Source organism: Haloarchaeobius amylolyticus (genome assembly GCF_042678045.1).
In the GTDB taxonomy this organism is placed as follows: Archaea; Halobacteriota; Halobacteria; order Halobacteriales; family Natrialbaceae; genus Natrinema; species Natrinema amylolyticus_A.
Genome location: NZ_JBHUDI010000001.1, coordinates 227,786 through 246,847 on the forward strand (window position 1 = coordinate 227,786; position 19,062 = coordinate 246,847).

Here is a 19,062-nt window from a genome sequence, read left to right on the forward strand (position 1 = left end):
CCGACCGTCCCTTCTTCGACTCAATCGTCCGGAACGCGATCGACACCTCGGTGATGGTCGTGGACAGATACACGTCCAGTTCCCAACTCCGTCGCTTTATCTCTCAATCGTTCGATGAGATCCTCACGTAGGTGGCCGTACACGTCGATAGATTCGAGGTCGATGAACTCGCCGATCGGGGGGAACTTCGGGCCCGCGACCTCCATATGAAATTCCAACGAGTCCTGGTCAGCGTGCATATGCATCACGGTCATCCGGTCCCCGTCGGCGCTGAAGTAGACGTCGTACGCCAGTATCTCCGGCTCGTTGGCCTCAACGAAGTCCACCAACTCCGCCATCGCCGGTTTGAGTTCGCCAAACTTCCCGTCGCGCACCACAGACCGGTCGATATACACGATGGAGACCGTCATCTCGCTCCCCCGTGTTTGACGCTGTAACCGCGTCGTGTTGCTTCCGTGTTGATCGCTACTGTTGTTTCCATAGAACACCTCTAGTCGTTGCGCCCAACACAGCGAAGTCTCCTTCAGTACCAGGACGCCGAAGCAGGCGCTATTGGCCGTTACGACGCGTATGGCGTTAGCCGTTACCATAGGGCAGACAGTAGTTACTTCAATCCTGATGAAAACACACAGCGATATCGCTGCCGAAACCACGGCAGACCGACGAGCAGCCTGCCGTTTAGACTTCATAGTAGTATCAGTCGAAGTCACACCAGTCGTTAGTGGGTCCGTGGTGACCTCCGTTGGCGATTCTTCCTGAGCGAGTCGATCCACAGATGGACAATCGCACCACTGACCAGAACTGAAGTTCCAAAGATGAGAACTGCACTCACCGTCTCGAACGTCTCGACCCCGTATACGATACTCACCTGCTTACTCGCGGTGGCGACAGCCCCCGCGAGTAGCATCACTGCGAAGTATCCTTTGGTGTCAGCCTCGTTTACGAGACGCGTCGCGCTTGCACCGATGCGAGCGCCGAGAGCGCTCCCGACGAGCAACGCGGCGACGACAGGGATATCGACGGCGTTCGACTGGGCGTAGACGAACGTCCCGAATGCACCCGGAATCATGATCTGGAAGATGCTGGTCCCAGCAGCGATTCCAGTGGGAATGCCGAACCCGTAGACCGTGACGGGGAGCAGAAGGAATCCTCCACCGACGCCGAGACATCCGGAGAGAACGCCGATACCCGACCCGAAAACGAGGATAACCCACGCTGAGACGGTCGCACCGCCGGGTAACGACACCATCGGTGGGAGCTCGATGGCCCGAACTTCGGTAGCGATTCGGCCAGTTCTCACATCGGTACCGTCAGTACGAGCATCTCGGAGGACGAAGAGTCCGGTAAGTCCAAGAAGGCCAACGTACACCGCGCCGATGACGACGTCAGCGCTACCGAGGTCCGCGAGGAGGAATACGACCCGGGTGCCGACCTCGATGCCGAACGTCATCCCGAGGATCATCACCGCCGCCAGCGTGTAGCAGACCTGGCCGTGATCGCGGTGTCTGAGCGCACCGATGACACTGGTGCCGAAGACGAACGCGAGTCCGCTCCCGACAGCCACCGGTGCCGGATATCCGATCACCAGCAGCGCTGGCGTCACGAAGAACGAGCCCCCCATCCCGAAGAACCCGAAGAGGATGCCGACGAGCAGGCCGAATCCGACGAAGAGGCTGACACTCACGATACCAAGGCCGAGGATCTCCACGGTCAAGCACTCACGAGTATTTCGCGGGCGGCCGGACTAGCAACGTGCATCAATATCCCGTATCCGACGTACAGCACGAGCGCCTCTGCCAAGACGAAACCGACCGTGGCAGCAGCCTGTCCAAATTCACCGAATACTGAAGCGACCAGCAGGACGCTCAGCGGCACCACAAATATGCTCGACGGAACGACTCGGGCTGTCGATAACCACCACCCGACCGCCACGAATCCGTCGTTCCGATTACTCATGGCATGCTTCGCCGTCAGTTTGAGCGCTTCCGGACGGCGTGATGTTCTGGTTAAGACTGAACAGGTTCGTCGGGTCGTACTCGTCCTTTAGCGCGACCAACCTCTCGTACGTCGGTCCAAACGTGGTCCGCATCGTGTCCTCGCCCCCTTCGAGGAATCCCGGGAAGTTCAAGTAGACCGACCCGTCCGAGAACTGGCGCATGTCGTCGAGACAGTCGCGTACCCACTCGACGTTGGCGTCGTCGTCTTCCGGGCGCTCCCAGTTCGCTTCGACGCCAAGCAGGAAGGGCGCGTGTCGCCCTGCGAACGCACTCTCCTCGACGTCAACCCATTCGATTGCGCCTCCCAACTGCCAGACATCGATCGTCGAGAGCGGTGACGGTGCCACGTCGGTCCAGTAGGTGATCCGATCGATGGCGGACTCCGACAGGCCGTCGAGGTACAGCGACTTCCAGTAGTAGCGCATCCCGTCGGGGTAGTCCTCGTCGAACAGTTGCTGAAACTCCACGTATGGCATCGTCCCGCTAAAGTCGGCGATCGGTTCGGCGATCTCTCGCATGGGTGCCAGTACCTGTTCGCCGTCCGCGACCGAACCCGCGTAACAGCCCGCGATTGCGATCTTGAGTTCGTCCACAGTATCCACCGCGAAGAGTTCCTCGTCGGGCATCACACCTGACAGGGTGAGCAAGCTGACTTCCGGGGGCGCATCCGCGACGTAGTCGCGGTAGGCTTCCAACACCTCAACCATCCGGTCACCCGAATAGAACACGAGGCAGATCGCCACGTCCTGGCCGATCGGGTGGAGATCGAACTCGAAGCCGGTGACGACCCCGAAGTTGCCGCCGCCACCGCGAAGCCCCCAGAAGAGTTCCTCGTGCCTGTCGGTGCTGGCGGTCAGATAGTCGCCGTCTGCCGTGACCAGATCGATGGATGTGAGGTTGTCACAGGTCAAGCCGTACTTGCAGCGGAGATGACCGATACCACCACCGAGCGTCAGTCCCGCGACTCCCGTCTCCGAGACGGCCCCACCAGGCGTTGCTAGCCCGAAGGCCTGGGTTTCGTGATCCACGTCTGCCCACGTGGCACCCGCCTGGACCCACGCCGTCCGCTCGTCAGGGTCTACCCGCACGCCCCGCATCTCGGAGAGGTCGATGACGAGCCCGTCGTCGCAGACGGCGGTCCCGGCGACGTTGTGGCCGCCGCCACGTACCGCTACCAGCAGGTCGTTCTTGCGGGCGAGGTTCACCGCACTGATGACGTCGCGGACGCCACGGCACCGGGCGATCAGGGCCGGATGCTTGTCGATCATCCCGTTCCACACCGCCCGAGCGTCGTCGTAGTCAGCGTCGTCGGGGCGAATCAAATCGCCGTGGAATCCGGCTTCGAACTGTTCCATCTGGTCGGCTGGGGTGGCGTGTTGTGCCATACAACAGTGGACGACTTCACGGGTGTTGGCCTCACTCATCGAGTAGTGTTCGGCGTCGAGAGTACCGTTTCAGGTGGCGAGACGAATTCCGGGGCGTGTACGGGATAGAGTTACTATCAGTGACGGCCTCTATCGAGTGAGTGAGTCACATGGCGCCTGACCAAGACGACCGATCGGACGGGGATAGTCGTCCACCACCGGGTTCGCCGGTCCTGGAGGCGATTCTGGAAAACGAACGGAACCGTCGCTTCCTGGGCCAGCGTCTTGACGCCGCGGGCGACCGCGTCGATGCGGACCTGCTCGGCGACATCGTCAGACACGGCCCGGTTCTCGAAGTCCTATTGAAAGAACCGCTTGATCGCCGAGAGATCGAACAACGACTCGACGTTTCGCGGGCGACGAGCCACCGCTATACCCAGTGGCTCGACGAGAAGGGCTTCGTCGAGAAGGTCGATGGCCGATTCCAGTTGACCTGGCGCGGCGCAGTCATCGCCGAGGAGGTCCTTCGGTTCGAGGCGAACGTGCGAACCGCACACAGGATGACGCCGCTTCTGGACGCGGTCTGTGAGGATCACCGGGACTTCATCCTCGAACCGTTCGTGGACGCAAGGGTCACCGTCGCCGAACCCGACGACCCCTACAGACCAGTCGAGCGATTCCTCGCGCTCGTCAACGAGTCAGAGACCTTCCGAGGGTTCAACACGACGCACATGGCACCGCTGGTCCTCGGTGAGTTCCACCATCGAGTGTTCGACGAAGCCGACACTGAGATCATCTACCTGCCGCACATCGTCGAGAAACTCTTCGAGACGTACCCCGAACGCGCCCGGGAAGCGATCGATCGTGGGCACCTGGCCCTCCGAACGCGTGATGAACTCCCGTACGGTCTCGCGCTGTTCGACGAACGGGTCGGCATCGGCGGCTACGATGAGACGACTGGTCTTATGCAGGTGTTCGTCGATACGGACGATCCGATCGCGTGTGAGTGGGCCGAGCGCGTCTACGCGTCGGTTAGAGCTGACTCCAATCCTCTCGATACATACGATGGATCTGACTAAGTGATACGCTCTTCGTAGTCAGCGCGGCGCTTCTGACGAAACCCGAAAAATGACCGTCTTGGATCTCGTCTTCATCACAACCGAAGGACTGTACTCAATCACCGCTTGATTTGCTCTATGGTGGCCAGTTTGGCTATACGCGGATTCCCGTGACATCCACTCGCCCGTTCGACTATCGAACGAAAGCAAAATCAGGTCGTTCGACCGATAACTGCCACGCAGTATGGCGATTATCGCCGCACAAATGTATGGGCGCTGCAGGCTCCGGTTCGACTGTCGAACGAATCGACCTTCGAGGCGTGAGACGGCCTAATTCGAGGGTCTGAAAAAGTACGGTTCTAGTTGAAAATACACCGCACTACACGGGAGTTGCAACGGTCTGTAGGTACTGGTTCTCGACGATTGCAGTCCCATCCGTCGCACGGTTATAGCGGTCGAATACTTGCCCGAGGTCAGTTCGGAGGCGCTCTTGCGAGTTAGTATCAAGCATCTTGAACGCCTGGATCGTCGGGCCGAAGTACGTGCTGAACACGTCCACCGCATGGTCGATCGACCGATAGTACTGGAGCGCAGTTCGTCGGTCACTTTCGATCGACCGAGTGCTAGCGCCGAGTAACTGGTCGAGCCCGTCGTCGGTGCCCCAATGGAGGGGCGACGGTACGTCGGGTGATGGAGGGACGTACTCCGCATGAGCAGCGAACCAGTCGCCGCTCCACCCGTCGGGAATCGGACCCGCCAGACCGATCTTGCCGCCCGGTTTGCATACCCGGAGCAGTTCACGTGCCACCCGTTCCTGATCGGGTGCGAACTGTACCTCACCAACCTGGAAGTCGATCTCTTGCCCGTTGGCCCGCGCCCGGGTTTTCGCTCGTTCGATCAATCTCGGCACGTAGTCGAGGGCCGTGACATCACAGTACCGTCGCTCCGCGACCAGTGCCGCTGTGCCGCTTCCACACGCTACGTCCAGAACCCGTGTCCAGGGTGGGGATCGACGGCTTCGCAGAGTGCTTCGGCCATGACGACGTTTTGGCGGGCAATTTCGTTGAAATCGCCGCTAGCCCACGTCTCCCGTTGGCCCTCCGTAATGCCCTCGTAATCAACGGACTGGGTCCCATCGTTCATCTCGGTCGCTTTCTTGTGAGTTCGACGATTTTCATTGATCGGTCTTCCGAGCGCCCAGCGAGATGCTCTTCACGCCGTACTTCTGGCACGCGTTCGTCGCTTGATCCGAGATGAACTCGTACTGTAGATTCTCCCGGACTTCGACGTCTTTGAAGCCGGGCATTTCGATCATGTCGGTATAATCGGTGACCTGTTCGGCACCACCGATGCAGGCCGCCCAGAGATCCGCGTTGGATTTGATGCTCTCGGGCATCCGGGTCTCGCTGATGATGTCGGAGACTGCCAACCGGCCATCTGGCGTGAGTACGCGATTCACCTCCGCGAAGACGTGCTCTTTCTCGGCAGAGAGGTTGATGACGCCGTTGGATACAACGACGTCGAACGACTCGTCGGCGAACGGGAGGTCTTCGATGTACCCCTGTTCGAACGAGACGTTCTCCATCCCGGCCTCGTCGCGGAGCCGCCGTGCCTTCTCCAGTTGCTCGTCGGTCATGTCCAGCCCAGTCACACTCCCGGCGTCACCGACGTGAAGCGCCGCGACGAAAGCGTCCATTCCCGACCCGCTACCGAGATCGAGTACGTCCTTGCCCTCCTGAGGATCGACGAGATCGAAGTGATATCCGACGCCAGCGAAGGAGTCGATAGCCTCTGCTGGCACTCGGTCGAGATCAGATGCCGGATAGCCGAGTCGCTCCGCCAGCGGGCGTCCCATCTCGAAGTGATGCTCGTCGGTCGGCGCCTCTGCGACGTTCCGGTAGACGGTCTTGACTTCTCGCTCTAGCTTATCGACGTCGAGTGATTTCGACATTACTGCTCACCCCTCTGTACGGGAACGATGTCGGTTTCGAGTGGGACGGCATTCGTGATGTTGTCTAGCAGCGGCGAGGTGGTTTCGACCTTTTTCCGGAGTTCGGCGAGTTCCTCCTCCGACGCGTCTGCGTCGATGTAGGCGGTGCAAGTCACCGTGTTGTAACCGGCGCGGACATCCTCGGAGATGCCGAGGAATCCCCGGAGGTCAACATCTCCTTCCAGTTCGAACCGGAGATCGTGGAGTTCGATACCCATGGCGGCGGCGTTGGCCGCGTAGCCGACGCTCAGACACGAGCCGAGGGCGGCGAGCAGAAGCTCAACCGCGTTCGGTGCCGACCGCTTTCCGAGGATCTGTTCCGGTTCGTCGCCCTCGACGTGGAACTCCTGGGTGTGAACTCGTTCGCCGGCCTGATCGAAATCGTCGATCGTAGTCACACATTGCAGGCCGTCGGTCCATTCGGTTTCCGCGCGGAACCGGAATTGGCCGCCTTCTGGTTCCTCCGTGATTGCTTCAACCGCCTGGCTGAGTTGCTCTACATCTACGCCGTGAGTGATGCTCATAAGGTATTCCTCCCGAAGAGGAGAGACGCAGGCGAGAGCTATGTAGGCATCTCGTAACATTCAGTCACCCACTGACCGCCTTGCAGACGATGACCAGAAACAGTCTCACCAGTTTTCACTTCGACATGGAACGGTCAAATTCGGTAGTTCCCAGCGTCGTCCAAGTTACGGCATCGCATCGACGATACCGCGGAACTCGCCCAATCACTGACCGCCGTGCAGGTAGTGCAAGAGCCGCCCTCGGATACAGATGGGCCACTCGATAGGGCGTGCGCCAGCCGATAGTCCGACCGACAATACCGGTACAGTCACTCCGCGACTGATTCGAGGGCGTGTGGTCGCGCCTCGCGTCGGTAGGATTCGTACGTCGATTCTGCCCACTCGCGGACCGCCGGTGCGTCGGTATCGATTACGGCATGTACGGTGCCGCTGCCCTGCTCGTAACAGCTGATCGCAACGCAGTCATCGAGAAGACCGATTCCGTACGGAGGGAAGTCGTCATGCTCGAGAATCGTGAAATTGTCCCGCTGCACCATCGTCGAACTGCGGTTCGGGTACGTCGAAAGAAAGTATGTGTGGCACTCCGGCCGGTCGATCAGCGTCATGTCTACGCCGTCTTCGACCCGTTGGTAGAGAAGGTCGAAACAGAGATCCATCAGCGCAACTTCGGGGCGAAGAAACCGTACCGTAGTGGTGTCCCGGAGAAGCGACTCGAATCGTCGCATCGGGCCATACGGGTCGTCAGCCTCGGCAACCGTCACAACCGCATCGGACGCCATTTCGATGGTGAAGCCGCTTGTCTCGGACGGGAGCCACTGCCAGACGTCCCGAAGCCGTTGCTCCGTTTCGAGCCGGTCGATCAGACCCCGCATGCTCGCCGCGACGAATCCACCCAGTTGTGTGGCCTCGAACTGGTGGCCGTCCTTCTCGATCCACTGTCGTTGTTCGAACTCGCGCAACGTGCGCCCGATCGTAGACCTCGAAGTCCCGGTCATCTCTATGAGGGTGGCTCGGCTCTGGGGCCGCCTGGCCAGTGCTGCGAGCGCGGTAACGCGATGTTCAGACCGCGCGAGAAACTCGATGTCGTCGAGGGGAGTGATCGAGGCCTTTGGTAACATGGGACATGTACGTGTGTCGGAGCTATAACTATTCGTATCTCCGGATACCGGGCCGTTGAGAATCCAGAGAATGACGACGTCAACGTCGAATGGGCACGCGATTGCCTCAGTCGATATGCGCCAGTTCTCCGATCGTTCGGTCTACCTGAACTTCCCGGGATTCCATGAGGGGGTGACGAGGGTAGTATAGAAATATCAGACTGTGAATAACAATAGTAGAACTACTAATAGGCATAGCTGTATGTCAAATAGAACACGTCGAACGTTCCTCAAGGTGAGTGGCAGTCTGCTCGGTGGAATTGCGATGGGAAGTTCGGTTATCATAGCAGCATCAACCGACAGATTCCTTGTTGATACTAAGGCAACCTCTCGAGCAAGAGTCAAAGCGGCAGACCTTGACATTGTTCATAATCTCAACGAGATTGACCTATTGGTCGTAGAGGGAGCTGAGGACGAAGTGAAGTCGCTAAACGCATGGTACGCCCCGGATAGTACTTACTCACTTAATCGTCCTCTCCGCGAACAGACACCGATCACAGCCAGTACAATTGACCAACCCGGATACGGATACCAATGGGATAAGCAGGCCCAGAACATCCCAGAAGCCCACGAGATTACCCGCGGAGAAGGAACTCGAGTGAGCGTTATTGACACAGGAGTCGCCGCTGGTCATCCGGATCTTGAGCATACAGTGAACGAAGACTTGTCTCGGAATTTTACCGATGATGACTATGGTGCTGGTGGTCCGTACGGTGGTTATCACGGTACCCACGTCGCTGGTATTATCGCCGCAAACGACCAGAATGAAGAGGGTGTCGTTGGTACTGCCCCTGGGACGGAGGTCGTCGACTGCCGGGTGTTCTCACCAGACGCACTGGCATCATTCGCGGATATTCTTGCAGCCATCGTCTACAGTGTCCGCATTGATGCCGACGCCGCCAACATGAGTATTGGAGCGTATCCAGTCTCGCGCGAGAGGCTCGGCCAATTCTACGGCATGGCTCTCAACCGGGTCACGACCTACGCCAATAGCCATGGGACGTTGCTCATCGCAGCTGCAGGTAACGACAGTGCGGACCTCCAGCACGACGGGCGTATCTGCGGAGACTTCGATGACGATGGCACGGACGAATGCATCTCAGCTATCAGTCTTCCTAACGAGGCGGCGAACGTCATGTCCATTAGTGCCACTGGACCAATTGGCTATCGGTGGGGAGATGAGGGGCTTGAAGAGGATTTCGCTAGTCCAACGTTCTACACCAATTATGGGACGAACGCCATCAACATCGCTGCGCCCGGCGGCGACGCTGACCTCGGGGCTATTGGTACCGGCGTCCCATGGTACCTTGACCTCGTCTACAACACTATCGCCGAACCTGTGTTCGATGATGATGGCAATTATCAGGGTGCAGACTACGACTATGGGTGGGCTGCCGGGACATCAATGGCTTGTCCACAGGTAGTGGGGGCTGCGGCGCTTGTTAAGAGCCAGAACCCGGAGTTCAACGCGAACCAGGTCCGTCAGACGTTGGAAAATACGGCTGAGTCTATCGAGGAGTACAATAAGACGTACTACGGGGCTGGCTTCCTAAATCCAGCAGCAGCTTTTGACCAGTGAAATCTACCTGATTTGATCTCGTTTGCTATTCAACCTTGTCTGAACCGACTCAACGTGTCTTCAACTTCGAACAAATATCACTTATATTTGTTAGTCTAGATCTGATAACAACACACGAAATCGGGTTACGGAGCCGTATGGGATGACCAATGGAAACGATAGTAGTCGTCCTCGTATAAAATATACATCTCATTCTCCCCTGCAATTGGCATATCCATTTCTCTACGTTCCGCTTGGAGTTGCGCAAGAACGGTTTCGCGTTCCTCGAACCCGTCATCTTCGTCCGAAGCGGAGATTGAACCGCCGTTTTCCTGAACTTCGTTGAGCAGTTCCCGTGTATCTTCGTTCAGTGATGTCGCATCAACAGCGTGCCGGTCGAGGAGGTGTTCTGCGAATGCCTTCTCATTCGATGCAATCTGCTCTGCTGAGACACGAACGTGTTCGGCAACTGCTGTTCCTTCCTTCAGTTTTGCAAGTTCGATATATTTGCCGTTGTACTCGAGGAACCGTTGTCGAATACCACCGAAGAGACGTGAATCCGTCTCCCGGTCTGATTCCAAGTATCCAACAGTAGTCGTATTCTCAAAGGAAATCAATCTACCCTCGTAAAATTCAAACGTCTCGTGAATTCGCCATTGGTCATGTGCTGGGAGGTCCGCAAATGGAAGTACCTCGTCTTCCTCTGTTGGCGACACATCGTCTGGAAGCTTCGTTTTCCGAGATGCTCTGTATTCCGGCCCAGTAATTCCCCCCGCTGTGAGCCTCTCTCTGGAGATCTCATAGACTGAACTCTCATCTCGGTAGTAAAACGATCCATCGTTAGAAGAAGGATCAGTGAGGATTTTGAGTTCTGTTATTGTTTCGAGTTCGACTGCATCTCCCTCAAGGATAGTAGCGATAAGATCGTCAATGAGCAGAGATGGGACGAGGTCGGCTGCTGTTTTCGTTGCGTCGTCCGCAATCTCGGCGTGATCTACGGGATCGAGGGAAACTGAGTGATAGGAAGTTGTCCAGTCAGAACAACCGGCAACCGTGGACACTGCTCCGACTTGGAGACTTGCGAGAAGCGTTCGGCGGTACATACCGTCGAGTGTTAGGAGAAATATAAGTGTCTTGTGTAGGTGTCCAGTGGATAGAGTGTTCAACACGCCCAACGGTTTCAATTACGTGTCGATACTCTCGACGAGCCCAAGTATCCACTGACCGTCGTCAACGTGGCGGATGTGGTGTTCACCGTCGATCTCAACCGTCTTCGTCGAGCAGGCCCTCGAGGCAGAGATCGTCTTTCGGCAGTGTGACACCGGCGACTCACCGAGTTGCTGACAGAGTCCCACCAGCTGCTGTCCTTCCGCGAAATGAGCGTCATAACAGAAATAACAGAACTCGTCAGCACTTTCGTGACCGAGCGCTTCCCACGTATGTCCTTTGTCGCTCTCTGTTACGTGATCCGCAACCTCCGAAATTGATCCCTCGAACGAACACATGTCCGCCGTGCAACCAATGATGTCGGTCGTCTCATCCTCCCCATTGATCGCCTCGTCCATCATCACTCTATTCTAACCTATCATGCTTGAAACTAGGTCGTACCGTTAACACGGCGGATTCGGGTCCAGGTCTATACTGATCTGAGTGATATTGTTGCTCCACGATAGATAAAAGTCAGTTAGCCCTAAAACCAGGTTACGGATGTGTTCACAATACGTTGGGGTTGACTGGTCGTCCGGCGAGTGGGTTTCGATAGCGTATACAGACGAGTCGGAGTCTCCATCAGTTGCGGTATTCGAGGAAATCACGGAGGTTTGGGATCACTACAGCACATCCGCACGCCGCATCGTGGTCGATGTCCCGATCGGACTCTGTGAGTCGCTCGAATCAGATGCGTGTTCGTGTGTCGAGGAAGACGGAGAACTTTCTCGACAATGTGATGATCTCGCTAGGAACGTCATTGGATCGCAATACAGGTCGGTGTTTACTGCGCCGGCACGAGAGGCTGCGAAGTTAGCCGCAGCCGGTGCAGATCATAGCGAAATAAGCGACAAGAACGAAGAACTGACTGGGAAACGGCTGACGCAACAGGCAGCCGGTATCGCAGAGGGAATCGTTGAGGTAGACAACCTCCTCCAGAGCGATGGCGACCCGGAGGTTCTGGTTGAGGGACATCCGGAAGTGTGCTTTCGTGCACTGAGCGGAACGCCACTCGAGCACAGCAAACACACGGCAGCTGGAGTTGCGGAGCGATTGGCTGTACTCCGGAACGTCGATGAATACACACATGGCGACTGGCGCACGGTTGCCCAAGAGCTTGGAAGAGAAGAGCACAGAGTCGGTCTCGATGACGTGCTAGATGCGTTTGCACTTGCACTCACAGCCTGTGCGCCGAAAGAAGAACTCCATCGACTCCCTTCGAACTCCCTCTATCGTGATGCGGAGGAGCTACCGATGCAAATGGTCTACCGAAGTGAGAACGAACTCAGTTATAAGTAGACAACGGTTCCGTGTAAGACTGCTTTAGATGCATTGCATTGGACTATGGTCACGATATGAGCCAATCACTCTATATTCCTGTGGACTTTGTCTGATCGGTTCTCTTCAGAGAAATGGTGTTAAGTAGCTGCCTAGGGAGGACGCGGTGAGTCAGCTATCCAGACCCGGTGACTGGACGAACCCGATCTCCGCATCCTCAACAGTATCTACGATGCTCCGCGTTGTCTGTGCGACGGGACGTGTCCGGTCCGTCGTCGACACTTCGTTAGCAGCTGTATCGTACTCGATGACGCCGTAGTCATCGAGCATCGGCAAATGAGTATGATGGAGATCGACTTCCGATGACTGTTTGACGGTGTGGCCGACGGTTGCAGAATCGACGGCTGCTTCGATCGCCGCGACCTGTCGAACCAGGTCCGGCACCTGAACGGTCACCTCGTCACTGTCGTACTCACATTGGATTTCGTGGAGCAGTTCGAGCACGATCCGGCGGCGTTCTGCCTTCAGGAGGTCCAGGAGAGCATCCACATCGCTATTCATTACTGGCACCTCCAGTTGCGGGGCGAATCGTCGACGGGCGAAGCCCGACCGAGATCGTTCCGGAGTTCTGATATGCGAGTCTATCCAGGATCGTCTGTTCGGTTTCATCGAAGCCGAGCGGTAGTCCTCTATCCACCAGTCGGACAGAGTTATCACTCTCGGCTTGTGTAGATTCGATTGCTGTCATGGTTTGGCAGCGCGGCGCTCCGGCGTCCTAAGCGCCGGGCCCGTTTTGGGACGACCGCGCTACCTCTCGATGGGTGACTAATCATAAAAAGCGCTTGTATTTCTAAGTACTAACTAAATGCGAGTGGATTTTACTCGCCGATCGAGATCTTGTCTCGAGTGTTATCTGTGCAAAGGTGACAAAAGAGCATACTCACGACCACCGCTGGCAGAGCACCTTGTCGCAGTCGGTGAATCGGCCACTCTTTCTTCCACCTCTTCGGGCATTACGCCGTCGTAAAGAACGAATGTTGATATGTGAAGCCGTCAGAGTCCAGACAGATGGATTCCGCGACAGTCACCGCCGCCGTCTCCGAATTGTTGGGCGTGGTTGAGGACTTCCTCAACGAGTTGGCCAACCGTGACCTCCCACCAGACCAGCTCGGTGAGATCATCGAGGATGACGGCGAATTCGAGGGTGCCGACCTCCGCCAGTTCCCAGAGCGATTCGTTGAGGACCATCTCATCTGGCCGGTACTCGACGTCCTCGGGTACGCTGTCACGCCGCGACCGGATTCGCCTGGGCGAAGCCGCGAGGAGTACCCGGATTTCCGCGTGGACAACCTTCCGGCCAGCGTCATCGGCGAGAACAAGTCGGTCAACGACATCGAGTCCGCAAAGATCGAACTGCTTGACTATCTCGACAACACTCGACACGAGTATGGTATCGCGACCGACGGCTTCCAATGGGGCGTCTACGAGATCTCCGAGTCCGACGGGCGCGACCTCGCGCTCGAAGCGGTGGTTGAACCGCAGAGTCTGAAGCCGGTTGTCCAGTATCTCGCCCGCGAGGAGCGAATGGTACCCTATGCCGACCTCAACGGGCTCCCCGAACCGGACGGTCCACTTGCCACCTTCTTCCAGAACCTTGGCCATCATCACGTGCGCCGAGCCACCGGTGGCCTATCGGATTTCCACGACCTGTACGTCGAGATATTGGTTGGCGAGGGCGACTACGACCACGAGGGCATCGACACGCCACTCGTCGAAGCTATCGACGCGCCAGCGAATGCGGGCGAGGCTGAGAAGACTGCGTTCGCTGCCCTGCTCCTCGACCGTCTGGCATTCGTGCGACTCATGCGTGACCGTGGGGTGTTAGAGCTCGAGTTACACGAGGTGTGGAGCCACCACAACAGGGGTCTGAATCGGTTCCAAGGTTCGTTCTACGACACGCATCTCAAGCCCCTGTTCTACGATGTGTTGTCGGAGCCGAAGGGGGAACGCGAGGAAGATGGGTTCGGCAGTCCTCCGCACTTCGCTGGCGGTCTGTTCGAGCCCGTTCTTGACGACGAGCAGGAATACGATGTCGATGACGACGTGATGCAAGAGGTTCTGACGGTGTTCATCGAGGGTGAAGCACGGACGGTGATCAACGAGAGCGCTCGCGGCTCTCTTCTGGAGTCGTATCGAGCGACAGACGAAACGGATCTGGCCGGACAGATGGCTGAGTGGTACGCCGACCTGACTCGGGCGTATGTGGCAGAGATCAACTATGTAGAAGAGAACATCGAGCCGACTCTGCGAGGCTTTTCCGGGACGTAGCTATCCCTGAAGTCAGTCGTCGTCAAAGAGCATTCGCTGTTTTTAGCAGTTGTGTTGCTCCGCAAGGCCACCTCTGATCGTCAAGTAGCCGTGTTGTGTGCGGTCTCTTCGATTGATAGTGTATCTCGAAGACATTGGCTTTCTCACTGCCGAGAATGGCATCTGGACACTCGATCCCGAAGGCAAGCGATACGTCACCGACCACTCGACTGAAACCCTCCTCGAAATCATGTGCCGGCGAAACGTCGGCCTGCGCAGCCTGCTCTATGTACTCTCAGTTGGGCCGATGACGGTCGAACAAATCGGCCGCCAGCAACTCGAGACACACCACGAACTCGGCTGGAATCCCGAGAACCCGGATATGGCACTCAAGCGCGTGAATTGGCTGCGTATCCCTTGTGTACCCGAAATTTCTACGGTTCCAGCCCTCACACGGTCATGTGTGGTAAGTAGCGTGCTGAAAGATCAGATCGTGGTTCTTACCGGTGGGACGAGTGGTATTGGGCGGATCGCAGCGAGGGAACTCGCTGAGCAGGGTGCGACGGTCGCAGTCATCGGTCGTGACCAGACTTGTGGTGAGCGACTCACTGCTGAATCGACATCTGTCCCCGGTGAGATCCGGTTCCATCGAACTGATCTTGCAACCCAGGCAGCGGTTCGTGCGCTTGCTGCAGACATCCGCGAGACATACGATCGGATAGATGCGCTTGTTCACAATGCTGGACTGTCAGTGCCGACTCGAACGGAAACTGCAGACGGGATTGAACTCACGCTTGCGGTCAATCATCTAGCCCCGTATTTGTTGACACACGAACTGCTCGACATGGTAACGGCGGCAGCTCCGTCACGGGTCGTCGTCACTGCCTCAGATGTCCATCGCCGCGCGACGCTTAATTTCGATGACCTTCAGTTTACAGCTGATTACGATCCGCTGCAAGCCTATGCACGATCGAAACTGGCAACCATTGCGTTCACGTTCGAACTGGCTGACCGGCTTTCGGAGACGAGTCAGGTGACGGCGAATTGCTTCCATCCAGGGTTTATTCCGTCGACAAACCTGTTCCGCGACGCATCTGTCTGGACGCGTGTCATGGTTCGCATGGCAGCGCTTATCCCTGGCATCGGAACGACACAACAAGATGGCGCACAGCGATTACTTCAACTCGTCACGGATCCCCAGTTTGGTGAACGATCTGGGACATACGTGACTGAGGATGGAATCACGTCTCCGTCAACTGAGGCGTCTGATCCAGCGACTCGGAAACGACTCTGGGGCGTGAGTGCTGAACTCGTTGGGATCGACGCTGACTGGCCGTAGTGATTGTCTCGATCAGGGCTGTTTCAACAGGCTACGTAACGCAGGTGGGTTATCATCGAGAAGTAGATCCAGAGTTCGCAGAGCTACTTGCCCGCGTCCGAGATACAGGCATTGGTGTGCATGCGATCACGACCGCGTTCGATCCACCTCACTACCAGCTACAAAACGACTCGCTGCCAGTTGACCTGGAATAGAAGCGATAGCAGCCAGGACTTGATTACCGGGAGATGCGTATATATCGGTATGGCGAATCGATTTGTGCGCGCTCGGCCGAAGGAGGACCGACTCGTCGAGCTACGCGAACGTCTCGACAACAATGAGATCGCAGCGATGGAACCGTTCGGCCGTGCCATGACACGAGCGCTGGAGAAAGCACGGTTCGATTCAGAGAGCGGAGAGGCGGTCTGGATCGAGGAGGACTACTGTTCGCCACCACTCGCAATGGAACGTGCCGAAGTCTTGGATGACTACTTCGAGGACATCACCATCGTCAAAGAAGACGTGGATGAAGAAGTTGGATGGCAGCGGATTGATGATCTCCCTAGACTGTGGGCGGAGATTCTCGACGAAGCATAACGAGGTGCAACTCGGCTAATATTCACGCTGTAATCTGAAGAAGCGTGTCACTCGGTTCCCCGGTGGGTTCAAACAACCGGAACTGTAGTAAGTAGACGAGTAACGATGGTCTCTCGGTCGGAGATTGAGCGGCTTAAACTGGAAGCAGACACGATTATGACTCGCTACCAGGAGGTCGAGCAGGCGTTGGAACAGGCACGTAACGAGGATGGTGAACACTGGGAGACGGAAGAAATCGAGATGACACTCGAAACGCCGCATGGTGAGGAGATTGATGTCGCGCTTGATCTCCACGCAAATCCAGCGCGGAACGCTCAAGCGCGGTATGACCAAGTCGCCGAACTTGAAGCTGAGCGAGAGCGGCGACAGCAAATCGCCGATCAACTGGATCCACTCCCGGCAGATCCGGTTGCGTATCTTATTTGCTACCACCTCGATGCTGTCGAAGGAAACTACCCAAAATCGATCGCTGGACACCTTGACGCGGAGCGGAGTCAAGTAAGAGCTCTGTGTAAAGAGATGGAACAGTCGGGGTTGCTCGAACGCGTTGAATCTGGAACTGTCAAGCAACGTCGAGTCAAAGCGAAGATGGCTGACGAGGTCCGCCAGCATCACACCTACTACCGGCTGTCACGGGACGGAGATCATCTTCTTCGATTTCTCTCTGAGCGCGAAGGAAAGGTGAACGTCTTACGTCATCTCCCGGATGGAAAAGCAATCGTCCAGCGACTTTCCCGTACCGGCTCGGACTCTCCTCGCACGACTGCTGCAGAGTGGGAGATGGAGTTCGAGTACGTCAGACACCTCTACCGAGCACTTCGACACGTGGGACTCCTCATGCAGTGCGATAGCGAGACCCAATCAGCGACAGACCGTACGTACTATGCGACAACAGAGACCGGTGACGATGTGCTCGAAGCGGTTGAAGACCGTCCTTGAGTTTAAATCTGAATCTCCCACACTGTATTCGAAATGAAATCTGGCCGTTAAACACAGATTCAGTGTCTCCTCCGCGCTACTGCTAATGAATCTTGATCCTATATGCCTCTTCTTGAATTCATTTCGATCACGGTGACCTCATCTCGATACTGCACCTATTACTTCGATTCCGATAGCGCCCTGAGTCATTTCGATCATGGTGCCTTCATTTCGAAAAGGTATTGCAGCTCAATGTTCATCACCGATAATGAACCAAATTACAACTAGTTGTCAATAAATCCGTCCAAGAGTTCTAGTCGCTTTCCACTACTCAACCTGCCATGAGAGTGTTCCTGTTTAATCCAGAAGCACTTCCCCGCTCTCGGCGTTATGGCGAGTACGAGTAGAATGGAACAGGAAATTCCTCAGGCAGTGTTGGCCGTAGGTGTCCTGTGTGGTACTGAACCTCAGTACTTCACGAAGCTGGTTAGTTGAAAAGTCTGCTTGCATGGAGTGTGCCTAGTACCCAGCAAGCAGACAATTCAATCCACGAGGACCAACTCCTTAACTTCCTCGTCAACACGATTGACGAGGAAGTCGATCTTGACTTCGCTCCAAACGCCGAAGCGACGTCTGAAGACATTTACGAGGTCCTCGTCGGCGCATGCGCCGACGGGACCTCGGTCTCGACACTCTGCGAGAAGAGCGACGACTCACTTCACCAAAACACAGTTCTGTACCACCTCCGCAAGAAGTTCGATCTAGAATCGGTTGAGCAAGCCGGCAATACGCTGCTTCAGAAGGACGTTCTCGGCATTCTGCCTGAGCAGGTGGAGGTCGTGGCTGACCTCCACCTGCGACCCTACTATGGTGACGAAGACGAGACGAACGGCCTCTATCACTCGGAAGCAAAACGTGGAACGACTGCCTTCCACGCCTATGCCACACTCTACGCGCGTGTGAAGAACAAGCGGTTCACGCTGGCAGTGCGCCGTCTCAAAGACGGCGACACTGCCAGCAGCGTCCTTGCAGCGTTTCTTGGTGTTCTCGACGGCCTTGACTTCCGCGTCAAGGCCGTCTATCTTGACCGAGAATTCTACGACAGCAAGTGTCTCAGGTTGCTTCAGGCACACAATCACGCCTACGTCATGCCGATCGTCCGGTGGGGAAAGACGATCAAGCAAGAACTCTCGACTGGATGGAGCCGAATAATCCAGCACGATCTGACGGGGAAACTCAACGGACACAGCTGGACCGTCGAGTTTCCCGTCTACATCGACTGTACCTACCAGAACGGACGATACGACGAACATGGAGTGGCGCGTCACGGCTACGCCGCTGACGCGCCGTTCATTGAGACGCCACGAGACGCTCGATACCACTACGCGAAACGCTTCGGTATCGAGGCCAGCTATCGCCTCTCTGAACAGAGTATTGCGACAACGTCGACACAAGATCCGGTGATTCGGCTGTTGTACGTCGTGGTGAGTCTGCTGCTACAGAACGTTTGGCGGTATCTGCACTGGGAATATGTGGCGACGCCCCGCCGTGGCGGGCGTCGCCTCTGGTCCTGGTCATTCAAGGAATTCATCAACATGATTCGACGGGCAGCGTGGACGGCCCTCGCAGTGCGTCGGGCCGTCCCCGCAAATCGACCACCGGACGACCGGTTCCACCGCTAACCACCGACCGAGCATGCCCTCCCCCAAGTGGCAACGCTGTCGCGTCAGCGGCTGATCGCCGCCGACAGCGACAGCTTCTCACCGATCGTCGAAGAGAATCAAACCGGT

General features: G+C 56.8%; 19 protein-coding genes and 1 pseudogene. 8 read left to right on the plus strand and 12 right to left on the minus strand.

Annotated elements, in window-relative coordinates:
• Nucleotides 1–20: 20 nt before the first annotated feature.
• The 4 genes from ACFR99_RS01155 to ACFR99_RS01165 all read right to left on the minus strand — a co-directional run bounded on the left by ACFR99_RS01155 (nt 21) and on the right by ACFR99_RS01165 (nt 3,382).
• On the minus strand, nt 21–410 hold the full coding sequence (locus ACFR99_RS01155) for a hypothetical protein (RefSeq protein ID WP_390283508.1): 390 nt from the start codon (nt 408–410) through the stop codon (nt 21–23).
• Between the two features lie 308 nt (nt 411–718).
• Nucleotides 719–1,708 (minus strand): sulfite exporter TauE/SafE family protein, encoded by a 990-nt coding sequence (locus ACFR99_RS01160; RefSeq protein ID WP_390283510.1) that lies wholly within the window; start codon nt 1,706–1,708, stop codon nt 719–721.
• 2 nt (nt 1,709–1,710) lie between these two features.
• On the minus strand, nt 1,711–1,956 hold the full coding sequence (locus ACFR99_RS20280) for a DUF7512 family protein (protein WP_465260882.1): 246 nt from the start codon (nt 1,954–1,956) through the stop codon (nt 1,711–1,713).
• Complete coding sequence (locus ACFR99_RS01165; protein WP_390284159.1) at nt 1,949–3,382, minus strand: FAD-binding oxidoreductase; 1,434 nt, start codon at nt 3,380–3,382, stop codon at nt 1,949–1,951. Before ACFR99_RS01165 ends, ACFR99_RS20280 begins: the two co-directional genes overlap by 8 nt.
• Before the next feature lie 149 nt (nt 3,383–3,531).
• Between ACFR99_RS01165 and ACFR99_RS01170 the strand changes: the two genes are divergently transcribed.
• On the plus strand, nt 3,532–4,440 hold the full coding sequence (locus tag ACFR99_RS01170) for a helix-turn-helix transcriptional regulator (RefSeq protein WP_390283513.1): 909 nt from the start codon (nt 3,532–3,534) through the stop codon (nt 4,438–4,440).
• A 358-nt stretch (nt 4,441–4,798) separates the two neighbouring features.
• Here ACFR99_RS01170 and ACFR99_RS01175 read toward each other — a convergent pair whose 3' ends face one another.
• The 5 genes from ACFR99_RS01175 to ACFR99_RS01195 all read right to left on the minus strand — a co-directional run bounded on the left by ACFR99_RS01175 (nt 4,799) and on the right by ACFR99_RS01195 (nt 8,051).
• Entirely contained in the window at nt 4,799–5,443 is a 645-nt protein-coding gene (locus ACFR99_RS01175) for a class I SAM-dependent methyltransferase (protein WP_390284161.1), read from the minus strand.
• A complete protein-coding gene (locus tag ACFR99_RS01180) occupies nt 5,398–5,562 on the minus strand; it encodes a hypothetical protein (protein WP_390283516.1) in 165 nt (54 codons plus the stop codon). Before ACFR99_RS01180 ends, ACFR99_RS01175 begins: the two co-directional genes overlap by 46 nt.
• A 31-nt stretch (nt 5,563–5,593) precedes the next feature.
• Entirely contained in the window at nt 5,594–6,370 is a 777-nt protein-coding gene (locus tag ACFR99_RS01185; RefSeq protein ID WP_390283519.1) for a methyltransferase domain-containing protein, read from the minus strand.
• Nucleotides 6,370–6,933, minus strand: coding sequence for an OsmC family protein (locus tag ACFR99_RS01190; RefSeq protein ID WP_390283522.1), 564 nt, complete (start codon nt 6,931–6,933; stop codon nt 6,370–6,372). Before ACFR99_RS01190 ends, ACFR99_RS01185 begins: the two co-directional genes overlap by 1 nt.
• A 308-nt stretch (nt 6,934–7,241) precedes the next feature.
• The gene (locus tag ACFR99_RS01195; protein WP_390283525.1) at nt 7,242–8,051 is read right to left on the minus strand and encodes a helix-turn-helix transcriptional regulator; all 810 of its coding nucleotides are present in this window, start codon (nt 8,049–8,051) and stop codon (nt 7,242–7,244) included.
• Nucleotides 8,052–8,355: 304 nt separating this feature from the next.
• On the opposite strand from ACFR99_RS01195, the gene ACFR99_RS01200 reads away from it, so the two are divergent.
• Nucleotides 8,356–9,669 carry a S8 family serine peptidase gene (locus ACFR99_RS01200; protein ID WP_390283528.1) on the plus strand — a complete coding sequence of 438 codons (1,314 nt, stop codon included), beginning with the start codon at nt 8,356–8,358 and terminating at the stop codon, nt 9,667–9,669.
• Between the two features lie 125 nt (nt 9,670–9,794).
• On the opposite strand, the gene ACFR99_RS01205 is transcribed toward ACFR99_RS01200, so the two are convergent.
• On the minus strand, nt 9,795–10,751 hold the full coding sequence (locus ACFR99_RS01205; protein ID WP_390283531.1) for a hypothetical protein: 957 nt from the start codon (nt 10,749–10,751) through the stop codon (nt 9,795–9,797).
• Between the two features lie 81 nt (nt 10,752–10,832).
• A pseudogene (locus ACFR99_RS20285) lies at nt 10,833–10,962 on the minus strand (DUF8053 family protein).
• Between the two features lie 393 nt (nt 10,963–11,355).
• Between ACFR99_RS20285 and ACFR99_RS01215 the strand changes: the two are divergent.
• Entirely contained in the window at nt 11,356–12,153 is a 798-nt protein-coding gene (locus tag ACFR99_RS01215; protein ID WP_390283534.1) for a DUF429 domain-containing protein, read from the plus strand.
• A gap of 150 nt (nt 12,154–12,303) precedes the next feature.
• Here ACFR99_RS01215 and ACFR99_RS01220 read toward each other — a convergent pair whose 3' ends face one another.
• A complete protein-coding gene (locus ACFR99_RS01220) occupies nt 12,304–12,693 on the minus strand; it encodes a DUF7344 domain-containing protein (protein ID WP_390283537.1) in 390 nt (129 codons plus the stop codon).
• Nucleotides 12,694–13,200: 507 nt separating this feature from the next.
• On the opposite strand from ACFR99_RS01220, the gene ACFR99_RS01225 reads away from it, so the two are divergent.
• The 5 genes from ACFR99_RS01225 to ACFR99_RS01245 all read left to right on the plus strand — a co-directional run bounded on the left by ACFR99_RS01225 (nt 13,201) and on the right by ACFR99_RS01245 (nt 18,954).
• Nucleotides 13,201–14,460, plus strand: a complete 1,260-nt coding sequence (locus tag ACFR99_RS01225; protein ID WP_390283539.1) for a hypothetical protein — start codon at nt 13,201–13,203, stop codon at nt 14,458–14,460.
• A gap of 118 nt (nt 14,461–14,578) precedes the next feature.
• Nucleotides 14,579–15,778: an SDR family NAD(P)-dependent oxidoreductase gene (locus ACFR99_RS01230; protein WP_390283542.1), complete on the plus strand. Its 1,200-nt coding sequence runs from the start codon at nt 14,579–14,581 to the stop codon at nt 15,776–15,778.
• 243 nt (nt 15,779–16,021) lie between these two features.
• Nucleotides 16,022–16,354 carry a hypothetical protein gene (locus ACFR99_RS01235; protein WP_390283545.1) on the plus strand — a complete coding sequence of 111 codons (333 nt, stop codon included), beginning with the start codon at nt 16,022–16,024 and terminating at the stop codon, nt 16,352–16,354.
• Nucleotides 16,355–16,459: 105 nt separating this feature from the next.
• Nucleotides 16,460–17,293: a DUF2250 domain-containing protein gene (locus ACFR99_RS01240; protein WP_390283548.1), complete on the plus strand. Its 834-nt coding sequence runs from the start codon at nt 16,460–16,462 to the stop codon at nt 17,291–17,293.
• 494 nt (nt 17,294–17,787) lie between these two features.
• Entirely contained in the window at nt 17,788–18,954 is a 1,167-nt protein-coding gene (locus ACFR99_RS01245) for an ISH3 family transposase (protein ID WP_390283551.1), read from the plus strand.
• Nucleotides 18,955–19,062 lie beyond the last annotated feature (108 nt).

Excerpts from the sequence above, each read along its gene's own strand:
- ACFR99_RS01205 (WP_390283531.1), bottom strand. The coding sequence starts at position 10,751 with ATGTACCGCCGAACGCTTCTCGCAAGTCTCCAAGTCGGAGCAGTGTCC.
- ACFR99_RS01185 (WP_390283519.1), bottom strand. The coding sequence starts at position 6,370 with ATGTCGAAATCACTCGACGTCGATAAGCTAGAGCGAGAAGTCAAGACC.
- ACFR99_RS01200 (WP_390283528.1), top strand. The coding sequence starts at position 8,356 with ATGGGAAGTTCGGTTATCATAGCAGCATCAACCGACAGATTCCTTGTT.
- ACFR99_RS01240 (WP_390283548.1), top strand. The coding sequence starts at position 16,460 with ATGGTCTCTCGGTCGGAGATTGAGCGGCTTAAACTGGAAGCAGACACG.
- ACFR99_RS01220 (WP_390283537.1), bottom strand. The coding sequence starts at position 12,693 with ATGAATAGCGATGTGGATGCTCTCCTGGACCTCCTGAAGGCAGAACGC.
- ACFR99_RS01180 (WP_390283516.1), bottom strand. The coding sequence starts at position 5,562 with ATGAACGATGGGACCCAGTCCGTTGATTACGAGGGCATTACGGAGGGC.
- ACFR99_RS01225 (WP_390283539.1), top strand. The coding sequence starts at position 13,201 with ATGGATTCCGCGACAGTCACCGCCGCCGTCTCCGAATTGTTGGGCGTG.
- ACFR99_RS01170 (WP_390283513.1), top strand. The coding sequence starts at position 3,532 with ATGGCGCCTGACCAAGACGACCGATCGGACGGGGATAGTCGTCCACCA.
- ACFR99_RS01155 (WP_390283508.1), bottom strand. The coding sequence starts at position 410 with ATGACGGTCTCCATCGTGTATATCGACCGGTCTGTGGTGCGCGACGGG.
- ACFR99_RS01195 (WP_390283525.1), bottom strand. The coding sequence starts at position 8,051 with ATGTTACCAAAGGCCTCGATCACTCCCCTCGACGACATCGAGTTTCTC.
- ACFR99_RS01190 (WP_390283522.1), bottom strand. The coding sequence starts at position 6,933 with ATGAGCATCACTCACGGCGTAGATGTAGAGCAACTCAGCCAGGCGGTT.
- ACFR99_RS01235 (WP_390283545.1), top strand. The coding sequence starts at position 16,022 with ATGGCGAATCGATTTGTGCGCGCTCGGCCGAAGGAGGACCGACTCGTC.
- ACFR99_RS01215 (WP_390283534.1), top strand. The coding sequence starts at position 11,356 with ATGTGTTCACAATACGTTGGGGTTGACTGGTCGTCCGGCGAGTGGGTT.
- ACFR99_RS01165 (WP_390284159.1), bottom strand. The coding sequence starts at position 3,382 with ATGGCACAACACGCCACCCCAGCCGACCAGATGGAACAGTTCGAAGCC.
- ACFR99_RS20280 (WP_465260882.1), bottom strand. The coding sequence starts at position 1,956 with ATGAGTAATCGGAACGACGGATTCGTGGCGGTCGGGTGGTGGTTATCG.